This window comes from Desulfosarcina sp. (assembly GCF_041551955.1).
GTDB lineage: Bacteria > Desulfobacterota > Desulfobacteria > Desulfobacterales > Desulfosarcinaceae > Desulfosarcina.
Genome location: NZ_JBFELV010000368.1, coordinates 1 through 5,192, shown reverse-complemented (window position 1 = coordinate 5,192; position 5,192 = coordinate 1). Strand labels below are relative to the sequence as shown.

The 5,192-nt window shown below is 53.6% G+C and carries 7 protein-coding genes; 5 read left to right on the top strand and 2 right to left on the bottom strand.

The window, feature by feature from the left end; translation table 11 throughout:
- The first annotated feature begins 96 nt into the window (after positions 1–96).
- The 3 genes from ABYV26_RS20290 to ABYV26_RS20280 all read left to right on the top strand — a co-directional run bounded on the left by ABYV26_RS20290 (position 97) and on the right by ABYV26_RS20280 (position 2,679).
- Positions 97–1,491, top strand: a complete 1,395-nt coding sequence (locus tag ABYV26_RS20290; protein WP_372683183.1) for an AcvB/VirJ family lysyl-phosphatidylglycerol hydrolase — start codon at positions 97–99, stop codon at positions 1,489–1,491.
- Between the two features lie 70 nt (positions 1,492–1,561).
- A complete protein-coding gene (locus ABYV26_RS20285; protein ID WP_372683182.1) occupies positions 1,562–2,293 on the top strand; it encodes a DUF1003 domain-containing protein in 732 nt (243 codons plus the stop codon).
- A 194-nt stretch (positions 2,294–2,487) separates the two neighbouring features.
- Positions 2,488–2,679: a hypothetical protein gene (locus ABYV26_RS20280; protein ID WP_372683181.1), complete on the top strand. Its 192-nt coding sequence runs from the start codon at positions 2,488–2,490 to the stop codon at positions 2,677–2,679.
- Between the two features lie 607 nt (positions 2,680–3,286).
- On the opposite strand, the gene ABYV26_RS20275 is transcribed toward ABYV26_RS20280, so the two are convergent.
- The gene (locus ABYV26_RS20275) at positions 3,287–3,559 is read right to left on the bottom strand and encodes an OsmC family protein (RefSeq protein WP_372683180.1); all 273 of its coding nucleotides are present in this window, start codon (positions 3,557–3,559) and stop codon (positions 3,287–3,289) included.
- A complete protein-coding gene (locus ABYV26_RS20270) occupies positions 3,560–3,754 on the bottom strand; it encodes a hypothetical protein (protein WP_372683179.1) in 195 nt (64 codons plus the stop codon). It abuts the gene before it with no gap.
- A 321-nt stretch (positions 3,755–4,075) separates the two neighbouring features.
- On the opposite strand from ABYV26_RS20270, the gene ABYV26_RS20265 reads away from it, so the two are divergent.
- Together ABYV26_RS20265 and ABYV26_RS20260 are read left to right on the top strand one after the other, a co-directional pair.
- Positions 4,076–4,312: an isocitrate/isopropylmalate family dehydrogenase gene (locus ABYV26_RS20265; RefSeq protein WP_372683178.1), complete on the top strand. Its 237-nt coding sequence runs from the start codon at positions 4,076–4,078 to the stop codon at positions 4,310–4,312.
- A 287-nt stretch (positions 4,313–4,599) separates the two neighbouring features.
- Positions 4,600–5,192 (top strand): alcohol dehydrogenase catalytic domain-containing protein (locus tag ABYV26_RS20260; RefSeq protein ID WP_372683177.1); only part of this gene is annotated, 593 nt, incomplete at its 3' end.

Sequence of the window (5,192 nt, the reverse complement as noted above, 5' to 3'; positions counted from 1 at the left end):
GGCGGCCTTGTCCTGCCGGCGATCCTGACCCACCTGGCCCAGCTGATCTCTGGGAGCATTAAAGGAACCGTGCTTAAGTAAGAGGGAGCATTGCTCATGAAGGTAACCGTTGCGCTAATAATTGGTCTGGTCCTGGGGTATTATCAGAATGCTACGGCCGGGGAATCCACCGTCAGCTTCGGTCGTTTCGGGACCATCGCCCTTTACCAGGAAAAGTCCCATCCGGCCAACGTGATCCTGTTTGTTTCCGGTGACGGCGGCTGGAACCAGGGTGTGGTGGACATGGCCAGAGCGTTGACCGGCATGGACGCCCTGGTAGCAGGCATCGACATCGTTCACTATCTCAAGCAGCTGGCCGCTTCCAGCGAACCCTGCAGCTACCCGGCAGCCGACTTCGAGAGCTTGAGCCACTACCTCCAGAAGCGGCTGGAGTTTCCCCAATACGTGCTGCCGGTGCTCATCGGGTATTCTTCGGGGGCGACGCTGGTTTACGCCACCCTGGCCCAGTCCCCGCCAGGTACGTTTTTGGGCGCCATGAGTATGGGCTTCTGCCCCGACCTTCCCCTTAGCAGACCCTTTTGCAAAGGCAGCGGGTTGACGATGGAGCCGGGGCCCAAGGGCAAAGGGATCAATTTTCTGCCATGCACCCATCTCAAGGAGCCCTGGGTCGCCCTGCAAGGTGAGGTGGACCAGGTCTGCAATCCCGAGGTTACCCGCCGGTTCGCCAGCCAGGTCGCCAGCGGGAAGCTCGTGATGCTTCCCAAGGTCGGGCACGGTTACAGTGTCCCCAAAAACTGGATGCCGCAGTTCCGTGAGGCCTTCCGGAAATTGTCCGTTAGACAGGTACCCGGGGTTATCCCGGTTGATGCGGACCTGTCCGACCTGCCGTTGGTGGAAGTGCCGGCAACCGGACCGCCCCGAAATGCCCTGGCCGTAATGATCACCGGCGATGGGGGCTGGGCCGGCCTCGATCAGGAAATCGGCGCCGGGCTGGCCGCGGCCGGCATCGGCGTGGTGGGGCTTAACGCGCTGAAATATTTCTGGACTGCCCGGACACCGGAAAGCCTTGGGGCCGACCTGGACCGCATCCTGCGCCAGTACCTCAAGCGCTGGAAAAAGGACCAGGCCCTGCTCGTCGGATACTCCATGGGCGCCGACGTGATGGCTTTTGGCGTCAATCACCTTTCAAAAACTGCTCGTGATCAGATCAGGGGGATTGCTCTGTTGGCTCCCGGGCGGCAGGCGGCCTTCGAGTTTCATCTTTCCACCTGGATGGGCGGCGGGGGAGGAGCGACTTACCCGATTCAGCCCGAAGTGGAGAAGATGGTCGGCCCGGAGATTATATGCTTTTACGGTCAGACGGAGACGGACAGCCTCTGCCCGTTGCTGAACACCGGACAGGTGAAGGTCGTGGAACTAAAAGGTGGACACCATTTTGGGGGTGATTATGACACCCTGATCCAGGCTATCGTCGCTCAAGCGAGCCATTGACGACGGTCGGATCATCGGGCAGAATCTTTGTTAAGAAGCCAATCAATGCGAGAACGTTGAAGGATATGCCATGAACGATATCGAACCGACCGACGGGTCAACCGAACTTTCTGCCTGCCAGATTTGCGGAACAGATGCGGACAGCGCTTTCATGATTCCATTGGCCTTGGTCCGTCCTGCCGTAGTCAATGAAATCCGCAACGATCACCCCGATTTGACCGTCGATGGGTTCATCTGCAAAGACGATCTCAACCGCTATCGCATCCGTTACGTGCAAAGCCTGTTGTCATCGGAGCAGGGCGAAATCACCACTCTGGACCGGGATGTCCTGGAGAGCCTGAAGCAGCATGAAATTCTCACCAGCAATCTCAACGAGGAGTTCGTCAGCAAACTGACCCTGGGAGAATTCATGGCCGACCGGATTGCCACATTCGGCGGCAGTTGGCGGTTTATCATCGTTTTCGGGTCCGTGCTGGTCGTCTGGATCCTGATCAACACCATTGCCCTGGCGGCAAAGCCTTTCGACCCTTATCCGTTTATCCTGCTCAACCTGATCCTGTCCTGCCTGGCCGCCATCCAGGCCCCGGTGATCATGATGAGCCAGAACCGGCAGGAGGCCAAGGATCGTCTGCGGTCAGAGCACGACTACCGGATCAACCTCAAAGCGGAACTGGAAATCCGGCACCTGCATGAAAAAGTCGACCATCTGCTGTCCCGCCAATGGGAGCGCCTGGCCGAAATCCAACAAATCCAGATCGAACTGCTTGCCGAAGTGGCCGCTCTGAAAAAAGTACGGGACTGATAAGCTACTTCCGATCACCTCGCTGGAAGCGGCCATGAGATCCTTTTCAAGATACGCATTACGAACCAGTACCCAACTCCGATTCCATATCTGCCATGTCCCCCCATGAGCAAAAAAAGGCCAACCGCTACCTATGGCGGTTGGCCTTTTCCGATGATTATTGACTTTCAATCTGCTACCACAGGCGAAGAGCAATGGCAGGTTTTTCTCGTGGCTCTCCAACGACCATGCAGATATCTGGCTTGGCAATTATCAACGATGTTCGAAAACAATCGCAATGGGCCAGATCTTATCAAAATGGAGACGCAGGTGGTGCCGTGGGGATCACCTTCACCTACCGTAAAGATTCCCATAATTTTCAACTTGCAAAGCTCATGTCAATATAAATGCAGTCTATCAAGGTCTATTACCTCCTGAAGCGACCAAGCCGATCAAGCCTATTCCAAGCAGTATTAACAGTACATAATCTGGCATTGTGATCTTTCTTTGAATTCGTTTTTTGCGATTGGTTTGCCATAGATAGGCAGTTCTGTAGGAACATCAACCAATGGGTGCACGCGAATAGAATGCCAGAATGCATGATTAAGAAAAAGCTATTTTCAATTAGCTGAAATTTAACAATATATTTTAGAAATGGTCGGATACGATCAAAAAGGAATTTATAAATGGAATCAACAAATGGTCGCAGCGCGCAAAAAAGGTTCAATGGTTAAGCTTAAATTCATTTTTTTCACTCAGCGTGTTCAACTTATTGAAATCTGGTATTAATCTTATATAGCTACACGGAATGCGGTTATCAGTTTGGTAAAGGGTCTGGATGCATCCATAGGTTGGGGTATTGACACCGGAATGATTCCGAATCCAAGTCCAGACGGCTCTCCAACCTGTTGCAACCATCCAACGAATTGAAAAGGTTATGAGATCATTCTTTCTCCCTAAGAAGCGACACAGCAGGTCCAATCGGTTGTCAATTCAATTAGCGGCCAAGACACATTAATCGTCGTCCGCCATCTCCAGCTCATGCGTAATCTTGATCGCCTCGACCACGCTCTGGGCGGCCGGGCACGACGTAATGTAATTGTTGAATGCATCCTGGGCATCCGCACGCTTGTCCGCCGGCAGCTTCAAGTTATAGTGAACGTTAATGCGTACGATTTTCAAGACGCCGTTGACATCCTCGATGTCGCCGGTAACCGTCGCCATGTAGCGGTCCTGAAAGGTTCGGATCTTTTTTTTGGCCAGCACCGTGGCCAATGTGCCCATCATTCAACCGCCCACCGCGCCCACCAGATGATCCAGGGTGGCGGCGTGTTCCTCCTCCGGATCGACATTGTAAAATTTCTTTATCCCGCCGTGAACACCATAGTAAACCGGCTTGTCGAATCCCCGGATGTGGGCGATGCGGGTGGGGCCTTTTTCGCGAGTAATCGTGATGTGCGATTGATGGATGATATCTCCCATGGTCTCTTCCTTTCTGTGAAACATTAGAAGTAAAAATGCAGGAGCGCCTTCTATCCTCGATTTGTCAAAGCCTATAGCCCATTTCATGGCTGGAAGCCGCGCTTACGATGAATTTTGAGATTTATCCTACTATTGTAGTGATGCTTTGGCCAAATGTAAAATGATCGCTCCATTCCCTTGAAAGCAAAAAAAAAATCATGTAGCCTTTATTATCGAGGACATAAGCTCCCCTTTCCCATCAGCCCCATTGTGAAAAAAAGTATGAAAAGTTAACCTTGATGCGCGCACAGCGATGTGAAAAAAGCCAACGGGGTTTTGAGCATGACTCCCCTGAAGATAGCGGTCATTCCGGGAGATGGTATCGGCAGGGACGTCATCCCCGAAGAAATCGATGCCCTGGAAGCCGCCGGGGGCAAGCAGGGCCTGCAATTCGACTGGAGCGAATTCGATTGGTCTTGTGAGACCGATCATAAAACGGGGCGAATGATGCCCGAAGACGGGATCGAACAACTACGGCACTTCGACGCACCTTCGCCCGGTTCGGCTGTTCGATGGTAGAGGCAATATAAATGGTGTTGGCATCCCAGCGCTGAACCTACGAAAAAGGAAAAACGACCGACAGCGCCCGATGAGATACCGTCCAGCTTCTTCCCGTTGATTATGGTCCCCTCCTCTCTGCACGTGTCGCTGGCCGGAATTGCATGTTCCATGATAGTTGTTATTCTTTATTCACTTGTCGTGAATGCAATCGGGCAATCCCAATCGTATCTGACGCCAGGTAATGCACCTGCCAATGCAAGGGTGTAGAAAACGCTGAAAACTAAGCCCCGATAAGGAGGTATGTCATGATAAACGCCTATGCCGCATATGAACCCAAGGGGAAACTCGAACCCTTCGCCTATGATCCGGGAGAATTGAAACCCCACGAGGTAGAAATCGACGTTCACTCCTGTGGTATTTGCCACAGTGACCTCAGCGTCATCGACAATGAATGGGGCAATGCCCAATACCCCGTTGTTCCCGGTCACGAAGTCGTCGGGAAGATTGCCAGCGTCGGAGAAAGCATCAACCACCTGACGGTCGGCCAACCCGTGGGGCTGGGCTGGCATGCCGGATACTGCAATGACTGTGCGCCCTGTCATGCTGGCGATCAGAACCTGTGCGCCAACTCACAGGCGACCATCATCGGCCACCATGGCGGCTTTGCCGACAAGGTGCGTGCAGCCGCCAACAGTGTGATTCCCATCCCCCACGGAATCGACCTGGACTCCGCCGGCCCCCTGTTTTGCGGGGGGATTACCGTTTTCAATCCGCTGATCCAGTTTGACGTCAACCCCACCGACAAGGTGGCGGTGATCGGTATTGGCGGTTTGGGCCATCTGGCGCTGCAGTTCCTCAACGCGTGGGGCTGCGACGTGACGGCATTTACCTCCAGCGC

Excerpts from the sequence above, each read along its gene's own strand:
- ABYV26_RS20290 (WP_372683183.1), top strand. The coding sequence starts at position 97 with ATGAAGGTAACCGTTGCGCTAATAATTGGTCTGGTCCTGGGGTATTAT.
- ABYV26_RS20265 (WP_372683178.1), top strand. The coding sequence starts at position 4,076 with ATGACTCCCCTGAAGATAGCGGTCATTCCGGGAGATGGTATCGGCAGG.
- ABYV26_RS20270 (WP_372683179.1), bottom strand. The coding sequence starts at position 3,754 with ATGGGAGATATCATCCATCAATCGCACATCACGATTACTCGCGAAAAA.
- ABYV26_RS20280 (WP_372683181.1), top strand. The coding sequence starts at position 2,488 with ATGGCAGGTTTTTCTCGTGGCTCTCCAACGACCATGCAGATATCTGGC.
- ABYV26_RS20275 (WP_372683180.1), bottom strand. The coding sequence starts at position 3,559 with ATGATGGGCACATTGGCCACGGTGCTGGCCAAAAAAAAGATCCGAACC.
- ABYV26_RS20285 (WP_372683182.1), top strand. The coding sequence starts at position 1,562 with ATGAACGATATCGAACCGACCGACGGGTCAACCGAACTTTCTGCCTGC.